This window comes from Flavobacterium sp. SM2513 (assembly GCF_050908145.1).
Classification (GTDB): Bacteria; Bacteroidota; Bacteroidia; order Flavobacteriales; family Flavobacteriaceae; genus Flavobacterium.
In genome coordinates this window covers 1,890,549-1,908,952 of record NZ_CP194228.1, presented here as the reverse complement: position 1 = coordinate 1,908,952, position 18,404 = coordinate 1,890,549, and the positions used below count along the sequence as shown (strand labels likewise).

Genomic DNA, 18,404 nt, shown 5'->3' with positions numbered 1-18,404 from the left:
TTTACTATGAGAATAGCACTTTTAGGCTACGGCAAGATGGGACAGATAATCGAACGGATTGCTTTAGAACGCGGTCACGAAATTGTATTAAAAAAATCTCGAAACGCCACTTTTGATGGTTTGCAAAATGCAGATGTCGCCATTGATTTCAGTATACCAAATGCTGCGATAGATAATATTTCTACTTGTTTTGAAAACGGAATTCCAGTTATTTGTGGTACAACAGGATGGTTAGAACATTATCCAAAAATGGCGCAGCTTTGTGACGAAAAACAAGGTGCATTTATTTACGCTTCTAACTTCAGTTTGGGAGTGAATATTTTTTTTGAGTTAAATACGTACTTAGCCAAAATCATGTCGCAGTTTACCCAATATTCGACTTCAATTGAAGAAATTCATCACATACAAAAGTTGGATGCACCAAGTGGTACCGCAATTACTTTAGCAGAAAGCATCATCAATCACTCCGATTATTCGAGTTGGGCTTTGAACGAAGCTAAAAGTGCCGATGAATTGCTTATTAAAGCAGAACGAATCCCAAAAGTTCCAGGAACGCATACAGTCACCTATGAATCTGCGGTAGACACCATTGAAATCAAACACGAAGCTCATAATCGAGAAGGGTTTGCTTTAGGAGCTGTAGTCGCTGCTGAATGGATTTTTGGAAAAAAGGGCGTTTACAGCATGAAAGACGTTTTGAGTTTAAAATAATTTGGCAACCAATTAACAGTTCGCTTTGTAACAATAAATATATTTTCTTTACCAATAGAAAATATAATAAATAAAAATATTATGACAATACTTCAATGGTTTATCTTCTTTTTAGCGGTACAAGTTGTACACTTTTTAGCTACATGGAAACTCTATCAAAAAGCAGGACGAAAGCCATGGGAAGCTGCAGTTCCGATATACAATGCAATTGTTTTAATGAAAATCATCAACAGACCCACTTGGTGGACTATTTTACTTTTTGTTCCCGTTGTCAATTTAATTATGATTCCCGTCGTTTGGGTTGAAACAATACGAAGTTTTGGAAAAAACACCACGCTTGACACTGTTTTAGTTTTAGCTACCTTAGGTTTTTATATCTTCTATATCAATTACACACAAGATGTAACTTATATTCCAAATAGAAGTTTGCATTCTACTTCACAAGCTGGAGATACGGTAAGTTCGTTGCTGTTTGCAATTGTAGTGGCTACGGTTGTTCATACGTACGTCATGCAACCTTTTACGATTCCTACATCTTCTTTAGAAAAATCCTTATTGGTAGGTGATTTCCTTTTTGTTAGTAAATTCCACTACGGTGCTCGAACACCAATAACTACGGTTGCCGCTCCAATGGTACACGATACATTGCCACTTTTAAATGTAAAATCATATACAAAATGGCCACAACTACCCTATTTTAGACTTCCAGGATTTCAGAATATTGAGCGAAATGATATCGTAGTATTCAATTGGCCTGTCGATACCGTTTACCAATTTTTTGACCGTTCAGGACGTTTAGGAGTAGATAAGCCGCTCGACAAAAGGTCCAATTATGTGAAGCGTTGTGTGGGAGTTCCTGGTGATAACTTATCTATTAAAGATGGATTTGTCTTTATCAACGACAAGCAGTTGGTTTTACCAGAACGTGCAAAAACACAATACCATTATGTTGTGATTTTCAAAGAGCCGATATACGGTGCTTTCTTAGAAGAAAACAAGCTCAATGAATACATGCCTTACTACTCGATTTCAAAAACAATTTGGGATAAACCAGAAGTAAAAGCTTATTTGACTAATGGACAAAACACGACGCATTTAGCCGAAGTAACTCGTGATAGTACCAATGTTGTGGTACATGGAACCGCTACTAGTGAAGATTTAACCAAATTGGGAATGAATTATTCACAATTAGCAGGTGAAATTAACATGACTGAGGAACTCAAAAGTAAATTTGAAAAAGACGCACGAATCGTATCAATCACTAAAGTAATACACGATAAAGATGCAAGCGTCTTTCCACAAACCGGACAATGGTCTATTGATAACTTTGGTCCAATAACTATTCCTGAAGTGGGGAAACAAGTTGCTATTAATGCCTCCAATTTGTCTATGTACAAACGCATAATTGAGGAATACGAAGGTAATGATTTGAAAGTAAATGGAAATCAAATTTTGATTAATGACGAGGTAGCAACTACTTATACATTCAAACAAAACTACTATTGGATGATGGGAGACAACCGCCATCGTTCTGAAGATTCACGATACTGGGGTTTTGTTCCAGCAGACCATATTGTAGGAAAACCAGTGTTTATATGGTTGAGTTTAGACCAAAACATTCCTTGGAGTAAAGCAATTGACAAAATTCGTTGGGAACGTATGTTTACAACAGTTAGTGGCGACGGACAACCTTATTCGTATTTTAAATTTTTCCTAATCGCATTAGCAGCTTACTTTGGAATTACATTTTTCTTGAAAAAGAAAGCACAAAAAGCAAAATAAACATTTATTGAAAATAAAAAAACACAAAGCAGGTGTACATTTGCTTTGTGTTTTCTTTTATATTAAAACTATGGAATCTTTACTATATCCCACTTATTTTCCTTCGATTAGTCATTTTGCAGTTATGGCCCAATCGGATAAAATTGTGTTTGAAGTGGAAGATAATTTCCAGAAACAGACCAATCGAAATAGGATGTATATTTATAGTCCAAATGGATTGCAATTGCTGAATATTCCTGTAAAACATTCAAAAGCTGATTTTCAAAACACAAAAGACATCCAACTTGAAACAACTTTTAATTGGCAAAAACAACACTTTAAGTCTTTAGAGGCTGCTTATAGGAATTCGCCTTTTTTTGAATACTTTGAAGCCGACCTGATGCCTATTTTCGAAAAGAAACATACCTTTTTGACCGACTTAAATTTTCAAACAATAGAGATTATTTCAAAATGTTTAGGTATAAAATTCGAACTAGCAAAAACAACAGAATATTTCCAGAATCCATCACAAACTGATTTTCGTTCATTAGTAAATGGAAAAAAAGACACTTGCGAATTTGAGCCCTATTCTCAAGTATTTGAAGAGAAATTTGGCTATTTAAACAACTTAAGTATTTTGGATTTGCTTTTTAACGAAGGACGTCATGCACTGACTTATTTAAAAAATCAAAAGCTGTAATTATTCGGTTTTCAAATCACTTAGGATCGATATGACTGGAAAGTGATCCGAATCTACTACTTCAGGAAAATTATTGAAGTGTTTTACTTTGAATTTTTTATCTGCAAAAATATAATCAATTCGAGCAGGATAATATTTGAAATCATAACTTTTACCAAAGCCACTTCCCGCCTCTTCAAAGCTATCTTGCAAGTCGCCACGAATCACACGATACACGTAAGAAAACGCACTGTTATTCATGTCGCCACAAATGATAATAGGATAATTACATTTACTTGTATGCTCCATCAAAATTTCGGCTTGTTGCTGCTGCACCTTGAAAGCCGTACTTAATCTTTTAAACATTCGTTCCGATTTAGTTTGATTAATTCCTTGAATGTCATCGTTAATTTCGTTTACATCAGGAGTAATATTGATCGATTGCAAATGCATGTTGTACACGCGAATGGTGTCTTTTTCACGCTTTAAATCAGCAAAAATGACGTTGTTATTGGATATTGGAAAAATAATTTCACCTGAATTTATAATTTTATATTTTGAGAAAATTGCTTGACCAGACTTGATTTTATTTCCTTTAGATAAAATATATTTGTACCGAAAATAAGCATAATCAAAGTCGGCCGCATTTGAAAATTCTTGAATGCAAAGCACATCAGGTTTTTTTAATTTTACAAAATCAGAAATCTCTACTGGTACGGTTCTCTTATCCGACCATTCAAACTTGTTAAACAAACGGACATTATAACTCATGACAGTAAGATCCGTTGATTCTGAAACAAACTCAGGACTAGAAAATTTGTAAAATTTATTTATAAACGTTATTCCCAATAAAAGAACGACTCCGGAAAGCAAAATTTGACGTTTAAATTGAATTCCCCAATACACAAAATACAACAAATTAACGATAAGCATCATTGGTAAAAAAAGAGTCAAAACCGATAGCAGCGGAAAAGTTTTAGGTGCTAAAAAAGGCAAGGCGTAGCCGACAATTGTCAATACAGTTAGTACTATATTGAGAAAAAACATCATCTTATTAAACCACGAAAGGTTTCGCATAATTTTACTTTTTCAATTTTATTTTCCGGCTCGAAATAAAAAGTCTTTCTCTTCTCTGCTCAAACTGTCGTAACCGGAGGCACTAATTTTATCTAATATCTCATCAATTTGCTGTTGCGTTTTATCTTTCTTAACAATTCTACTTTCGTTTACAACTGAAGCGGAAGGATTATAATTCTTATGTACTTTCTTAAACGGCGTTTTTGACTTTTTTGTAACTGTTTTATTAACAAAAAAATCAATAATTTTCGTGATTCCATCTGTCAAGTCGGTTCCTTTTTTCAATAAATTCATGAAAATATATCCAAATAATGCACCACCTAAATGTGCTAAATGTCCGCCTGTGTTTGACATCGGTAATTGAATTAAATCCATAGCAATTACAAAAACAGCAATGTGCCATAACTTCACTCTTCCAATAAACATCAACCTCATTTCCATGTAAGGATTGTACGTTACCACAGCAAATAAAATAGCCATAATTGAACCCGATGCTCCAACTAAAGTGGAACTTGTGTTTTCAAAAACGGGTAAAACTAAATAACTTAAAATATAAACCAGTCCTGCAAAAATACCTCCTAAAACATACAGTCCCAACAATTGCTTTTGATTGAAATACGTCGTAAACAACCGTGTTGAAAAGTGTAAAACAAGCATATTAAAAAGTAAATGCCAAATTCCAGAATGAAAAACAGCGTAAATAACAATAGACCAAGGCTTCCACGCTAATGACGAAGGCAAGGAATCTAAACTTACATAGTATAAATAATCAATATTGACTCCAAACAAGCTCAAAATTCCAAATAAAATTGCAGGTATTACAAACAACCCCACATTCCAATAAATGAGTTTTTGGGCAATTCCTCCCGTTCGGTATTGTAATTTTAAATCGTCAATGATGTTCATTCTTATGTTCTATTTTAATTCCAACGGTTGTTGTTAAATTGCGTTTTCTTCCAATAATACATCATCAAAAATCCCGTCAATGCACCACCTAAATGGGCAAAATGGGCAATTCCTGAACCGCCACTAAATATCGCATCGCCTTTAAATCCTAGTACCAAATCTATTAATAAAATTACAGGTACGAAATATTTTGCTTTAATTGGAATAGGAATAAACATCAATCCCAACTGTGCATTTGGAAACATATAGGCAAAAGCTACTAATAATCCGTAAACCGCTCCAGATGCACCAACAGCGGGAACTACAAAAGAGCTTGCGAATTTATCTACTCCAGAACTACCAATAACTTCAGCCCATCGCGTGTCAATTTGTCTTTCATTTAACAAACTAAATATATCCGTCTTCGAGAAACCTGCATCTACTAAAACATCCAGACCCGAATGAAATTCATAATAATTCACACCCAAATGCAACAAAGCAGCTCCTAAGCCACAAGAAATATAGAAAAACAAGAATTTTTTTCCTCCCCAAAAGGTTTCTAATGCACTTCCAAAAGAATACAAGGCAAACATATTGAATAAAATATGCATGATATTCGGCATTTGAGCATGCATAAACATGTGCGTCAAAGGTTGCCAAATTTGAAATTTGTCATTTTCGAAAAAGTACAATGAAAAAAGGTCGTAAGCGGTACTTCCTAAAATCTGAGACCCAATGTAAAAAATAATATTAATGATTAATAATTGCTTGACCATAGGTGTGATGTTCATCATATCGCGAATTTTTTATCTAAATCTTCTACACGTAATGTAATAAAAGTTGGTTTTTGAAACGGAGAAACATTTGGATCCTTACAAGCAAAAAGCCCATTGACCAAGTTCTCTTGTTCCTTTTCGGTTAAATAACTTCCGGTTTTCACGGCTAAACTTTTTGCCATTGATTTGGCAATACTATCATTCTGACTAAAACTGTTTTCGGGAATTCCGTCTTGTAAATCGCTTACTAATTGTTCTAAAAGAATGGAAACTTCACTTTCAGTTACATTTACAGGAATACCGGTTATTTGTACAAACTCTTCATTGGTTTCTTCAAAAACAAATCCTGTATTGACTAAAGCTTCTTTCAAATCATTTATCAATTGCATTTCATTTGACGAAAAAAACAATTGCAGCGGAAATAACAATTGTTGACTTGAAGCCTGATGAATAGTCATATTAGAAAGAAATTGTTCATACAAAACCCGTTGATGGGCTCGTTGCTGATCCACAATTACCATTCCTGATTTTATAGGATTGACAATGTATTTCTTATGAATTTGATAGGTTTTATTAACGACTTTTTGAATATCTTCATCATCAAAGAGTGAAGAAGTTACCGTTTCAGTTTCCATGTGCATTTCTGCATTTTCAGAAAAATCATCAACGGCCGTATTCAAACCTACATATAAACTTTCCCAACTTGCTGTATTTCGAGCTGGAGTTCTGAAATTATTATTTGATGTCGCAAATTCCTTTTTTTCACTTGCAAACGGATTGTAATTCCCGTCTACTTGAATGGTAGGAAAAGCACTGTCTTTATTTTTATATTCGTAGGGTGTATCTAAACTTGCGTCACGGTCAAAATCTAATACGGGTGCTACATTAAATTGTCCTAAACTGTGCTTGATTGACGAACGTAAAATGGCATACAAAGCATGTTCGTCATCAAATTTAATCTCAGTTTTCGTAGGATGAATATTAATATCAATCGAATGTGGCGGTACTTCTAAGTATAAAAAATAACTTGGTTGGCATCCGTCTTTCAACAATCCATCATAAGCGGCAGTAACTGCATGGTGCAAATAACCACTTTTTATGTAGCGGTTGTTTACAAAGAAAAACTGTTCACCTCGACTTTTCTTAGCAAATTCTGGTTTGCTAACAAATCCTTGAATGGTAACAATTTCGGTGGTTTCTTGAACAGGAACTAGTTTTTCATTGGTTTTACCAGAAAAAATATTTACAATTCGTTGCCGACTATTACTAGGTGGTAAATTAAACAATTCACTTCCGTTGTGGTAAAACGTAAAATATATATTTGGATGAGCCAATGCCACGCGTTGAAATTCATCTACAATATGACGGTGCTCCACAATATCGGATTTCAAGAAATTTCGTCGAGCAGGAATATTAAAAAACAAGTTTTTAATAGCGAATGAAGTACCTTTCGGCAAAACAGATAACTCTTGCGAAACCAATTTACTACCTTCGATAATAATGTGATGTCCTACTTCTTCTTGACCCTGCTTTGTTTTCATCTCAACATGAGCGATTGCAGCAATTGAAGCCAAAGCTTCGCCTCGAAAACCTTTCGTATGAAGTGAAAATAAATCTTCTGCATGACGAATTTTGGAAGTTGCATGACGTTCAAAACAAAGTCGTGCATCAGTCACACTCATTCCCACACCGTTATCAATCACTTGAACCAAGGATTTTCCGGCGTCTTTGATAATCAATTTGATGTCGGTTGCTTTCGCGTCTACGGCATTTTCCAACAATTCTTTCACCACGGAAGCCGGCCTTTGAACCACTTCTCCAGCGGCAATCTGGTTAGCAACATGATCAGGAAGTAATTGAATAACACTCGACATTAATGGGGTCTCTTTAAGTTGATATTTTTTTAACAAATCGCTACAAATTTAACGATTTTATCTCGGTTTGTCTGCCTTATGAAATCATAAATAAATTAAAAAACCTGCAACAATCAAGTTACAGGTTCAGCCTATATTCGATAAAATGAAAAATTACAATTTATCAATTGCCTTTATACTTTCTTCAAGTAAAAATTGGTGTTCCTCAACCATTTTGCTGTTGTGAAACTGATAACTAAAACTTGATTGATGCCTTAAAAAAGCCATTTTAATTGCTGCAATTGCCGCTTCTGTTCCTTTATTTCCGTGAATTCCTCCACTTCTATCAATCGATTGTTGTTCGTTATTATCAGTCAATACACAAAAGATAACGGGAACGTCAGACAAGACATTTAAATCTTTAATTCCTTGTGTCACTCCTTCACATACAAAATCAAAATGTTGGGTTTCACCTTTAATAACGCTTCCTATCACAATTACCACATCAGGTTTTTGTGTTTCAATCATTTTTTTTGCACCATAAACAAGTTCAAAACTACCGGGAACATTCCAACGAATAATTTTTTCTTGCAAAGCACCACAATCTAAAAGTGCCGTAATAGCACCAGAGAAAAGTCCTTCTGTGATGTGATGGTTCCATTCTGAAACAAGAATCCCAAACCGAAAATCTTTCGCGCTTGGGATTTTGTTTTTATCGTAATTGGATAAATCTTTATTAGCTGTAGCCATTTTTTTTAGGTTTTAATTTCAGCCTAAAAGTACTTAGAAAATCTGAAATTTAAAACAAATTATTGAGCTAATCCAATCAAAGCGTCAATTCCTTGAGCTTCTGTACTTGATTCGTATTTTTCTTTAATATCTGTAAAAAATTTCAAAGCCTCTTCTTTATTTCCTAAAGCTAAAGCTGTACTTCCCGCTTTTAATGTAAACCGTGGAGTTGTAAAATCATTTTCATCTGAAGAAAGTGCTTTTTTGTAAAAATCCAAAGCTTCTTTCATTTGATTTTTTTGTGAATGAGCATCACCTAATGCACCAAGTGCTAAAGCTTTCAATATCACATCATCTGAATTAAATTTACCCAAATATGTGATAGCTTCATCGTATTTACCCGTATTCAAATAAGCTATTCCTGCATAATAATTTGCTAAATTTCCTGCATCAGTTCCTGAAAAATCTTCTGCAATTTTCACAAAGCCTAATTTACCTTCTGCACCATTTAAAGCTAAATTATATAAAGAATCTGAAGCTGTTCCATCTGTCGCCATCTGGAAATTTTTCTGAGCCATATACATTTCTGTTGTTGCATCAATTTCTTTTGGATCAGCAACAAACTTAACATATAAAGTATAAGCGATTGCTGCAATAGCAATAGCACCTACAATTCCTAAAATTAATTTCTGGTTTCTAGCAACAAAGTCCTCTGTACGTGAAGCCGTTTCATCTAAGGAATTAAAGACCTCAGCTGTAGTACTATCTGTCTCATCGATAGCTACATTGTCAAGATATTCATTATCAATTTTATCTTCCTTAGGTTTAGGTGCTTTGTATCCTCTTTTATTATACGTTGCCATTTAAATTTAATTTAGTGAGGTGCAAAAATAAAATTTTTATTCATATTTGAAAGGAGTTTCTATTGATATTTTTTATTATTTTAAAACCAGTCAAAAAATACCATGGTTTTTTTGTTACTTTACACCAAATTTCTCCCTAAAAGCAGGCTTTTTAACATGCATTTAAAAAAATTATCCCTTTTTAATTATAAGAATTTTTCTGAAATTGATTTCGATTTTGACCCTAAAATCAACTGTTTTGTGGGCAAAAACGGAATTGGAAAAACAAATGTGCTTGATGCAATTTACCATCTCGCCTACGGGAAAAGCTATTTCAATCCTTTAGCAGTACAAAATATTCGTCACGGCGAAGAATTTTTTGTTATAGATGCCGAATTTTCAAAACAAGACCGTACTGAACAAATTTTGTGCAGTTTGAAAAAAGGCCAGAAGAAAATCCTAAAAAGAAATGGAAAAGTCTACGAGAAATTCTCCGACCACATTGGTTTTATTCCTCTTGTAATTATTTCACCAGCAGACCAAGATTTAATTATCGAAGGAAGCGAAACACGTCGAAAATTTATTGACAGTGTTATTTCTCAATTGGATGCAAATTATTTGCAAAAACTCATTCAATACCAGAAAATCATCAGTCAGCGAAATGCATTACTGAAATATTTCGCTTTAAATCATACATTTGAGCAAGATACTTTGAGTATTTACAACGAACAATTGAACCAGTTGGGACAGCTGATTTTTGAAAAAAGAAAAGCGTTCATCGAAATATTTATTCCAATTTTCAACAAGCACCATCACGCCATTACAGGTTCGGAAGAGCGAGTGCGATTGGTTTACGAAAGTAGTTTGCACCATGCAGATTTACTCCAACTGCTGAAAGAAAATCTCAATAAAGATAGAGCTTTACAATACACAAGTGTCGGCATTCATAAGGACGATTTATTGTTTGAAATTGATGAATTTCCAATTAAGAAATTTGGTTCACAAGGCCAACAAAAGTCATTTTTAATTGCGTTGAAATTAGCTCAGTTTGAATTTGTCAAAAAAGAAAGCGGCGAAAACCCAATTTTATTATTCGATGATATTTTTGACAAATTGGACGAAAGTCGCGTCGAAAAAATAATTAAAATGATTGACAATGAACAATTTGGTCAACTATTTATTTCAGACACGCATCCTGAACGAACCGAAAATATTATTAAATCGACGAATCAGAGTTATAGAATTTTTAACCTTTAAGATTCCAAAAATCAGTATATTTACCTCTTAAATTTAAAAAATTATGAAGTACTTTAAAATATTATTAATTCTTTTTACCTTAACCTTATTTTCGTGTCAAGGTCAGGAAAACAAGAAAATCATCTTGCTTGACGCCAAAACATTTAGCGAAAAAATAGACAAAAAATCTGAAATTCAACTTATCGACGTTCGCACGCCCGAAGAATTCAACGAGCAACACATTAGCGGAGCAAAAAATATAAATTGGAAAGCGACAGATTTTGAGGAAAAGGCTTCGAAACTTGACAAATCACAACCAGTTTACGTCTATTGTAAAAGCGGTGGCAGAAGCGCTCAAGCTACTGCAAAATTATCAGAAATGGGATTCACAGAAATTTACGAGTTAGACGGCGGAATAGGCAGTTGGAATAAAGCTAATTTACCTAAATAGAATTTTAATTCACATACCAATTAAAAGTTTAATTGAATAAATAACAGACAATGCTTTCAAAAGATTCCAAAAAATTCATTGACGATTTAACAGCAAACAATAACCGTGACTGGTTTGTGGATAACAAAAAGCGGTACGAGAAATATAAATCTGATTATCAAAATCTAGTTGCAGAATTTTTGACGGAAATGAGACCTTTAGACCCGTCTTTAGAATTATTGGAAATTAAAAATTGCACTTTTAGAATCAACCGCGATATACGCTTTTCAAAAGACAAAACTCCTTATAAAAATCATTTGGGCATCTGGATGTCGTCTGGAGCAAAAGGTGCGAATCGAGCCGGATATTACGTTCATATTGGACCTACTGACAGCTTTATTGCTGGAGGTTTTTATTCGCCAGAAGCCCCTGATTTGAAAAAAGTGCGAAAGGAAATTGCATTTTTTTATGAAGACTTGGAAGATATTGTCAGCGAAAAATCATTTAAGAAGATTTACGGAAATTTGGACCAAACCAACAGCCTTAAAAATGCGCCAAAAGATTACGAAAAAGACCATCCTGCAATTGAGTTTTTAAAATTAAAAAGTTTTACCGCTACCCAAAAATTCGATTACAACGAGGCAACCAAAAGTGATTTCGTAAAAAAAACAGTAGAAAAATTAATTGTACTAAAGCCTTTGAACGATTTCATCAATCGCGCTTTGACAACAGAGGAATAAAATTAATTTTATTTTCAGTTTAAAAGAACTTTAATTCTTCTAAATTTGAACTCTAAATTTACCTTAACAAACTATGGAACTTCTTGCGAATTTTTCTCTAAAAAACCACAATACTTTTGGCATCGAAGCGAAAGCAAAAGAGTTTGTTGCCGTTCATTCTGTAGACGAATTACGTCAAGTATTGCAAGAAAACACTTCTAAAATAAAATTTATTTTAGGTGGCGGAAGTAATATGTTATTGACCCAAGACATCGACGCCTTGGTGATTCACTTAGATTTGAAAGGAAAAAAAATCATTAGAGAAACAGAAAACTACGTTTGGGTGGAAAGTCAAGCAGGTGAAAACTGGCATGAATTTGTATTGTGGACATTGGAACGCGATTTCGGCGGATTGGAAAATATGTCGTTGATTCCTGGAAATGTAGGAACAACTCCTGTTCAAAATATTGGTGCTTACGGGACGGAAATAAAAGACACCTTTGATTCCTGCGAAGCGATGGAAATTGCCACGCAAGAAATGAAAACTTTTTTGCACTCGGAATGTAATTTTGGGTACCGCGAAAGTGTCTTCAAGCAGGATGCAAAAGACAAATTCATTATTACGTCAGTAATTTTTAAATTAACAAAAGTAAATCACGCCATTAGAACTTCTTATGGCGATATTATTGCTGAATTAGCGAAACAAAATATAACCCAACCTACGTTAAAAGAAGTTAGTAATGCGGTAATTGCAATTCGCAGAAGCAAACTTCCCGACCCTAAGGAATTAGGAAATAGCGGCAGTTTCTTCAAAAATCCAATTGTTTTGAAAAGTGACTTTGAGAAAATACATCCGAATTTTCCCGAAATGAAATTCTACGAAGTTTCAGAAACCGAAGTAAAAGTGCCGGCAGGTTGGCTGATTGAACAAGCTGGTTTTAAAGGAAAACGTTTTGGCGACGCTGGAATTCATAAAAACCAAGCACTTGTTTTGGTCAATTATGGCAATGCAACAGGTCAGGAAATTTTAGCGGTTTCAAAAGATATCCAGCAAACCGTTTTTGAAAAATTCGGCATCCATATTGAAGCGGAAGTGAATGTAATTTAAAGGATTACAGTTATTTTAAAATATTTTTTTAAAGTCTATTTTTACTAGAAAGTTTTACCTAATTTTGCACCCGATTTTAACAAGGGAAAATAACATGATACTAACTGTACTTTTTTGGATTTTTGTGGCTGTTGTTGCAATTCAATTCTTGTATTACATCATTGTTTTTGGGAAGTTTTCTTTTGTAAAAGCAAAAAAAAACAACCTTAAAAAGATTCCGATTTCGGTAATCGTTTGCGCCAAAAATGAGGCAGAAAATGTAGCGAAATTCATTCCATTATTAGCACAACAAGACTATCCCGATTTTGAAATTATCTTAATTGACGACGCTTCAAATGACGCAACTTTAGATATTTTTGAAGCTTTTGAAAAAGAATATTCCAATGTTCGATTGGTAAAAGTTGAAAATAACGAGGCTTTTTGGGGAAACAAAAAATTCGCTTTAACTTTAGGAATTAAAGCGGCAACCAAGGAATATCTACTCTTTACTGATGCCGATTGCTACCCCACTTCTCCTAACTGGATTGCGGAAATGAGTTCCAACTTCACCATGCAAAAAACCATTGTTTTGGGTTATGGTGCTTATGATAAAATTCCGAAATCGTTTATCAATAAAATCATCCGTTTTGAAACGTTATTAACTGCAGTTCAATATTTTTCTTGGGCAAGAATAGGAAAACCGTATATGGGAATTGGCAGAAATCTCGCTTATAAAAAAGAAGAATTTTTCAATGTAAATGGTTTTATCGACCACATGAGAATTCTTTCGGGTGACGATGATTTGTTTATTAATCAAGCCGCAAATCATAAAAACACTACTATTTGTTACACTCCTGAAAGTTTTACCAGTTCGGAACCAAAAACAACTTACGGTGATTGGTTTACCCAAAAAAGACGTCATGTTTCCACCGCAACTTATTATAAAGCGTTTGATAAAATACAATTGAGCCTTTTTTTTCTGACCCAACTTCTAATGCTTTTATTACCAATTGTATTATTGGCTTTCCAGTTTCAATGGATTGCAGTTGTTAGTTTAGTGGTTTTTCGCTATTTATTTACGTGGGTTTCACTGGGCTTTGGTGCTGGAAAATTAAATGAAAAAGATGTGATGTTTTGGTATCCAATTATCGAAATTGTACTTATCTTCACACAACTAAACATTTTTATCACCAATCTTTTTTCGAAACCCGTACATTGGAAATAAAAACACAAATAGAGAAAGCAAAAAATGGCGACCAGATTGCCTTCACTTTTCTATTGGATTTCTATTGGAATGAAGTTTTTGGATTTATGCTTAAACGCACAGAAAATGAAACTGATACGGAAGACATTACCATCGAAACTTTTGCTAAAGCTTTTGACAAAATTGCCAATTACAACCCCGAATTTCAGTTCAATACTTGGCTGATTGCTATTGCAAAAAACGTTCATATTGATTTGTTACGCAAAAAAAAATCTTCCCTATTTGTTGAAATTACAGACGAGGAAGATTATCAAGCCTACAATGTTGCCGATACTGCACCTTCCGCGGAAGACGAATTGATTACCGAACAAAACTTGTCACAATTACTGCAATATATTAAGGAGTTGAAACCACATTACCAAGAAGTAATTCAACTGCGGTATTTTCAAGAAATGACGTATCAGGAAATTTCCGATAAAATTGAAGAGCCGTTGAGTAATGTAAAAATCAAATTGCTTCGTGCTAAAAAATTATTAGCAGAAATTATCAAAGACCAACGGTAATATTTTTAGAAGCGAATCGTTCGGGCTTTTCCAGCAATCCATTTTCCTGCTTTCCATTTCAATCTTCTGAAGAAAAATCAGAAGGATTTCCATTTCAATCAGGGCTACTCAATTATTTGTATTTATTTTAGAACAATTAACAATAAATTACACGTAGTTGACGTTAAATAATTAAACAATCCATTAGTCATGAAACACATCTACTTTAACTTTAAATTATTTACATCATGGCAAATCAAAGTATTTACAGCGAAAGATGGATTGACCTCGTTTTTGAAAACCGTAACAAAGAATACGGAGCGTATCAATTGCGACAGGAAAATCCCAAAACTACTTTAAAAGCATTAGCAATCGGCTTTTTACTAATTACCTTTCTGGTTTCTATTCCAATAATTCTTAACAAATTTGGTGAAAAACCATTAGCTCTAATTGAAAATCTACCACCTGTAATTCTTGTAGATGCTTCTTCAATTGTCTTTCCACCAGAGAAAAAACCAGTAGAAGAAACCGTAGCACCGTTAACGAAAAAAGAAACGGAACAACCAAAAACTGAAGTCAAAAAAGACAATTTAATTGACCCAACTGTTACTGTAAAGGAAAATGCAAAAACCGATATCAACACTAATGAAGAAGCACAGAACACAACTTCAAAACCGTCAGAAGGTGGAATCCTTGGTAGTGAAAACGGCGGAATTAAAGGCGGAACTGGAACATTGTTAGAAGGAAATGCTGATGGAACAAATGGAACTGACAATGAAACACATATTTCAGCAATTTTAGACAAACAACCTACTTTTCCTGGAGGAATGAATAAGTTTTATACGTACGTTGGTCGAAATTTTAAAACACCAGATACTGAGATTGCAAATACCATTAAAGTCTATGTTTCATTTGTCATTGAAAAAGATGGAAGCATGACCGATATTGAAGTTTTAGGAAATCCTGGATATGGATTAGACAGAGAAGCAATTCGGGTATTGAAAAGTTTAAAGACCAAATGGACTCCGGGTATTTTAAACGGCAAACCCGTTCGAACTTCTTATAATTTACCAATAGTCGTGAAGCAGAATTAGAAATAGGTGACTACAAATAGAAACCGCAGGAATTGTTTTTCTTGCGGTTTCGCCTTTTCCACAAATCAGGATTTAAAGTCATTTCGTTACTTTTTAAAATCTATATCCCTATCTTTGTGGCTTCAAAAAATGTAAGCATGGAAACCGTTTTAGAATCAAATATACTTCCCACGGGAAAACCAAAATGGCTAAAGGTAAAGTTACCAATAGGCAAAAAATACACTGAACTTCGAGGATTAGTTGACAAGTACCAACTTAACACCATTTGTACTTCGGGAAGTTGCCCGAATATGGGTGAATGTTGGGGTGAAGGAACTGCAACTTTCATGATTTTGGGAAACACCTGTACCCGTTCTTGTGGATTTTGCGGTGTAAAAACCGGTAGACCAGAAACGGTAGATTGGGACGAACCTGAAAAAGTAGCCCGGTCTATTAAAATCATGAACATCAAACACGCGGTAGTAACTAGTGTAGACCGTGATGATTTGAAAGATGGTGGTTCGATTATTTGGATTGAAACAGTGAAAGCGATTCGCAGAATGAATCCAACGACCACTTTAGAAACATTGATTCCCGATTTTCAAGGAATTGAAAGAAACATTGACCGAATTATCGAAGCGAATCCAGAAGTAGTTTCGCACAATATGGAAACGGTTAGACGATTGACACGTGAAGTTCGAATTCAAGCGAAATACGACCGAAGTTTAGAGGTTTTACGTTACTTAAAAGCACAAGGTATCAGAAGAACCAAGTCGGGAATTATGTTGGGATTAGGTGAATTAGAAGAAGAAGTTATTCAAACTTTACATGATTTACGCGATGCAAATGTGGATGTAGTAACGATTGGTCAATATTTACAGCCTAGTAAAAAACACCTTCCTGTTAAAGAATACATTACTCCAGACCAGTTTGCGAAGTACGAAAAAATTGGATTAGAATTAGGTTTTCGTCACGTTGAAAGTGGGGCTTTAGTTCGTTCTTCTTACAAAGCACAGAAACATATTTTATAGGCCCCCTAACCCCCAAAGGGGGAATTTGTAAATAAAAAAATGAAAACAAGAATTGCCATCAATGGTTTTGGTAGAATTGGTCGGAATTTATTTCGCCTTTTACTGAACCATCCCACGATTGAAGTTATTGCGATTAACGACATCGCCGATAATCGAACAATGTCGCACCTCATCAAATATGATAGTATTCACGGAGTTTTACCTTACGAATGCAGTTATGACGAAGATGCAATTATTGTCCACGGAAAATCCTATTTATTTTCACACGAAAAAGAATTAAAGAATTTGCCTTGGAAACAGCATTCAATTGATATTGTGGTTGAATGCACAGGTAAATATAAAACTTTTGACGAACTGAATACACATATTTTAGTTGGTGCCAAAAAAGTAATTCTTTCGGCACCTTCCGAGGATGACGCCATTAAAACAGTAGTTTTAGGGGTGAATGATGAAATTTTAGATGGTTCGGAAATTATTATCTCCAATGCGAGTTGTACTACAAATAATGCAGCTCCAATGATACAGGTTATCGATGATTTATGCGGAATTGAACAAGCTTATATAACTACTGTTCACTCCTACACGACTGACCAGAGCTTGCACGACCAACCGCACAAGGATTTACGAAGAGCTCGCGGTGCCAGTCAATCTATAGTTCCTACAACTACTGGAGCGGCAAAAGCGTTGACGAAAATTTTTCCAGAAATGGAAGGAAAAATTGGCGGAAGCGGGATTCGTGTTCCTGTTCCTGACGGCTCATTGACGGACATTACTTGTTACGTTAAAAAAGAAGTTTCTATAGAAGAGATTAATCAACGGTTTAAGGAAGTTTCTGAAAATGAATTGAAGGGAATTCTTGCTTATACCGAAGACCCGATAGTTTCGGTGGATATTATTGGAAACAAAAATTCTTGTGTTTTTGATTCTCAGCTGACTTCTGTTCTACACAAAATGGTTAAGATTGTGGGTTGGTATGACAATGAAATTGGTTATTCTTCTCGCATTATTGATTTGATAGAAAAGATTACGCCTTCGCGGAAGTAGGATTTTTGTTCCTTACCCCAAACCCTCTCGAGGTTGCTTCATCTTCGCAAAAACAGCGGAAACTAAGTGTATATAATGAAACTGGATAGGTGGTGTTTGACATTGCCTTTCTAGAATTGTGTATTGTCTAGTTCCATTTGGGTATTGCTTAGTTCTAATTGGATATTGTCTTGTTCCAGTTGGGTATTGCTTAGTTCCAATTGGATATTGTCTTGTTCCAATTGGGTATTGTCTAGTTCCATTTAGGTATTGTCTTTTTCCAATTGGGTATTGTCTTGTTCCAATTGGGTATTGTCTTGTTCCAATTGGGTATTGTCTTGTTCCAATTGGGTATTGTCTTGTTCCAATTGGATATTGTCTTGTTCCAGTTGGGTATTGTCTTGTTCCAATTGGATATTGTCTTGTTCCAGTTGGGTATTGTCTTGTTCCAATTGGATATTGTCTTGTTCCAATTGGGTATTGTCTTGTTCCAGTTGGGTATTGTCTTGTTCCACTTTGGTATTGTCTATTTCCTTTTTGGTATTGTCTTTCAAAGATGTAGAGTCGGAAAGTTTTGGAGGTGTATTGCTTTTTTGGAGTTAGATAGTGTTTTGTTGAAATTGAATTTTGGATAGTGAAGATAGGAAATAACCGATTAGCTAACTGAGATGCTTGTTTTTCTTCGACAATTATATATTTGACGGAGAGGTTTATTTCTTCAAAATCTTAATAAAAAGATAATTTTC

The 18,404-nt window shown here is 34.5% G+C and carries 20 protein-coding genes; 12 read left to right on the top strand and 8 right to left on the bottom strand.

Going from position 1 to position 18,404, the window contains the following annotated elements; genetic code table 11:
* Positions 1-6: 6 nt before the first annotated feature.
* The 3 genes from dapB to ACQ5J2_RS07925 all read left to right on the top strand — a co-directional run bounded on the left by dapB (position 7) and on the right by ACQ5J2_RS07925 (position 3,172).
* A complete protein-coding gene (dapB, locus tag ACQ5J2_RS07935) occupies positions 7-711 on the top strand; it encodes a 4-hydroxy-tetrahydrodipicolinate reductase (protein WP_432673196.1) in 705 nt (234 codons plus the stop codon).
* Positions 712-792: 81 nt separating this feature from the next.
* The gene (gene lepB, locus ACQ5J2_RS07930) at positions 793-2,493 is read left to right on the top strand and encodes a signal peptidase I (RefSeq protein WP_432673195.1); all 1,701 of its coding nucleotides are present in this window, start codon (positions 793-795) and stop codon (positions 2,491-2,493) included.
* A 70-nt stretch (positions 2,494-2,563) separates the two neighbouring features.
* Positions 2,564-3,172: a WbqC family protein gene (locus ACQ5J2_RS07925; protein ID WP_432673194.1), complete on the top strand. Its 609-nt coding sequence runs from the start codon at positions 2,564-2,566 to the stop codon at positions 3,170-3,172.
* Here ACQ5J2_RS07925 and ACQ5J2_RS07920 read toward each other — a convergent pair whose 3' ends face one another.
* The 6 genes from ACQ5J2_RS07920 to ACQ5J2_RS07895 all read right to left on the bottom strand — a co-directional run bounded on the left by ACQ5J2_RS07920 (position 3,173) and on the right by ACQ5J2_RS07895 (position 9,334).
* Complete coding sequence (locus ACQ5J2_RS07920; protein WP_432673193.1) at positions 3,173-4,228, bottom strand: endonuclease/exonuclease/phosphatase family protein; 1,056 nt, start codon at positions 4,226-4,228, stop codon at positions 3,173-3,175.
* A gap of 18 nt (positions 4,229-4,246) precedes the next feature.
* Positions 4,247-5,134, bottom strand: coding sequence for a rhomboid family intramembrane serine protease (locus ACQ5J2_RS07915; protein ID WP_432673192.1), 888 nt, complete (start codon positions 5,132-5,134; stop codon positions 4,247-4,249).
* Between the two features lie 14 nt (positions 5,135-5,148).
* A complete protein-coding gene (locus ACQ5J2_RS07910; RefSeq protein ID WP_432673191.1) occupies positions 5,149-5,907 on the bottom strand; it encodes a rhomboid family intramembrane serine protease in 759 nt (252 codons plus the stop codon).
* A complete protein-coding gene (mutL, locus tag ACQ5J2_RS07905) occupies positions 5,904-7,763 on the bottom strand; it encodes a DNA mismatch repair endonuclease MutL (protein ID WP_432673190.1) in 1,860 nt (619 codons plus the stop codon). Before mutL ends, ACQ5J2_RS07910 begins: the two co-directional genes overlap by 4 nt.
* Positions 7,764-7,916: 153 nt before the next feature.
* Positions 7,917-8,492 carry a 6,7-dimethyl-8-ribityllumazine synthase gene (gene ribH / locus ACQ5J2_RS07900; RefSeq protein ID WP_432673189.1) on the bottom strand — a complete coding sequence of 192 codons (576 nt, stop codon included), beginning with the start codon at positions 8,490-8,492 and terminating at the stop codon, positions 7,917-7,919.
* Between the two features lie 59 nt (positions 8,493-8,551).
* On the bottom strand, positions 8,552-9,334 hold the full coding sequence (locus ACQ5J2_RS07895) for a tetratricopeptide repeat protein (RefSeq protein WP_432673188.1): 783 nt from the start codon (positions 9,332-9,334) through the stop codon (positions 8,552-8,554).
* Between the two features lie 156 nt (positions 9,335-9,490).
* Here ACQ5J2_RS07895 and recF point away from each other — a divergent pair, with 156 nt between their 5' ends.
* From recF to gap, 9 genes are all read left to right on the top strand, one after another.
* Positions 9,491-10,570, top strand: coding sequence for a DNA replication/repair protein RecF (gene recF, locus ACQ5J2_RS07890; RefSeq protein ID WP_432673187.1), 1,080 nt, complete (start codon positions 9,491-9,493; stop codon positions 10,568-10,570).
* A gap of 43 nt (positions 10,571-10,613) precedes the next feature.
* The gene (locus ACQ5J2_RS07885) at positions 10,614-11,000 is read left to right on the top strand and encodes a rhodanese-like domain-containing protein (RefSeq protein WP_432673186.1); all 387 of its coding nucleotides are present in this window, start codon (positions 10,614-10,616) and stop codon (positions 10,998-11,000) included.
* A gap of 50 nt (positions 11,001-11,050) precedes the next feature.
* Positions 11,051-11,719, top strand: coding sequence for a DUF2461 domain-containing protein (locus tag ACQ5J2_RS07880; protein ID WP_432673184.1), 669 nt, complete (start codon positions 11,051-11,053; stop codon positions 11,717-11,719).
* Between the two features lie 73 nt (positions 11,720-11,792).
* Entirely contained in the window at positions 11,793-12,806 is a 1,014-nt protein-coding gene (gene murB, locus ACQ5J2_RS07875) for a UDP-N-acetylmuramate dehydrogenase (RefSeq protein WP_432673182.1), read from the top strand.
* 94 nt (positions 12,807-12,900) lie between these two features.
* A complete protein-coding gene (locus ACQ5J2_RS07870; RefSeq protein WP_432673181.1) occupies positions 12,901-14,010 on the top strand; it encodes a glycosyltransferase in 1,110 nt (369 codons plus the stop codon).
* Positions 14,001-14,552 (top strand): RNA polymerase sigma factor, encoded by a 552-nt coding sequence (locus ACQ5J2_RS07865; RefSeq protein ID WP_432673179.1) that lies wholly within the window; start codon positions 14,001-14,003, stop codon positions 14,550-14,552. The genes ACQ5J2_RS07870 and ACQ5J2_RS07865 overlap by 10 nt, the downstream gene beginning before the upstream one ends.
* 227 nt (positions 14,553-14,779) lie before the next feature.
* Positions 14,780-15,625 carry an energy transducer TonB gene (locus tag ACQ5J2_RS07860; RefSeq protein WP_432673177.1) on the top strand — a complete coding sequence of 282 codons (846 nt, stop codon included), beginning with the start codon at positions 14,780-14,782 and terminating at the stop codon, positions 15,623-15,625.
* Positions 15,626-15,762: 137 nt separating this feature from the next.
* Positions 15,763-16,635, top strand: a complete 873-nt coding sequence (gene lipA, locus ACQ5J2_RS07855; protein WP_432673176.1) for a lipoyl synthase — start codon at positions 15,763-15,765, stop codon at positions 16,633-16,635.
* Positions 16,636-16,674: 39 nt separating this feature from the next.
* Positions 16,675-17,679 carry a type I glyceraldehyde-3-phosphate dehydrogenase gene (gene gap / locus ACQ5J2_RS07850; protein WP_432673174.1) on the top strand — a complete coding sequence of 335 codons (1,005 nt, stop codon included), beginning with the start codon at positions 16,675-16,677 and terminating at the stop codon, positions 17,677-17,679.
* A gap of 110 nt (positions 17,680-17,789) precedes the next feature.
* On the opposite strand, the gene ACQ5J2_RS07845 is transcribed toward gap, so the two are convergent.
* Together ACQ5J2_RS07845 and ACQ5J2_RS07840 are read right to left on the bottom strand one after the other, a co-directional pair.
* Positions 17,790-17,921 (bottom strand): hypothetical protein, encoded by a 132-nt coding sequence (locus tag ACQ5J2_RS07845; protein WP_432673173.1) that lies wholly within the window; start codon positions 17,919-17,921, stop codon positions 17,790-17,792.
* Complete coding sequence (locus ACQ5J2_RS07840) at positions 17,922-18,212, bottom strand: hypothetical protein (RefSeq protein ID WP_432673172.1); 291 nt, start codon at positions 18,210-18,212, stop codon at positions 17,922-17,924.
* Positions 18,213-18,404 lie beyond the last annotated feature (192 nt).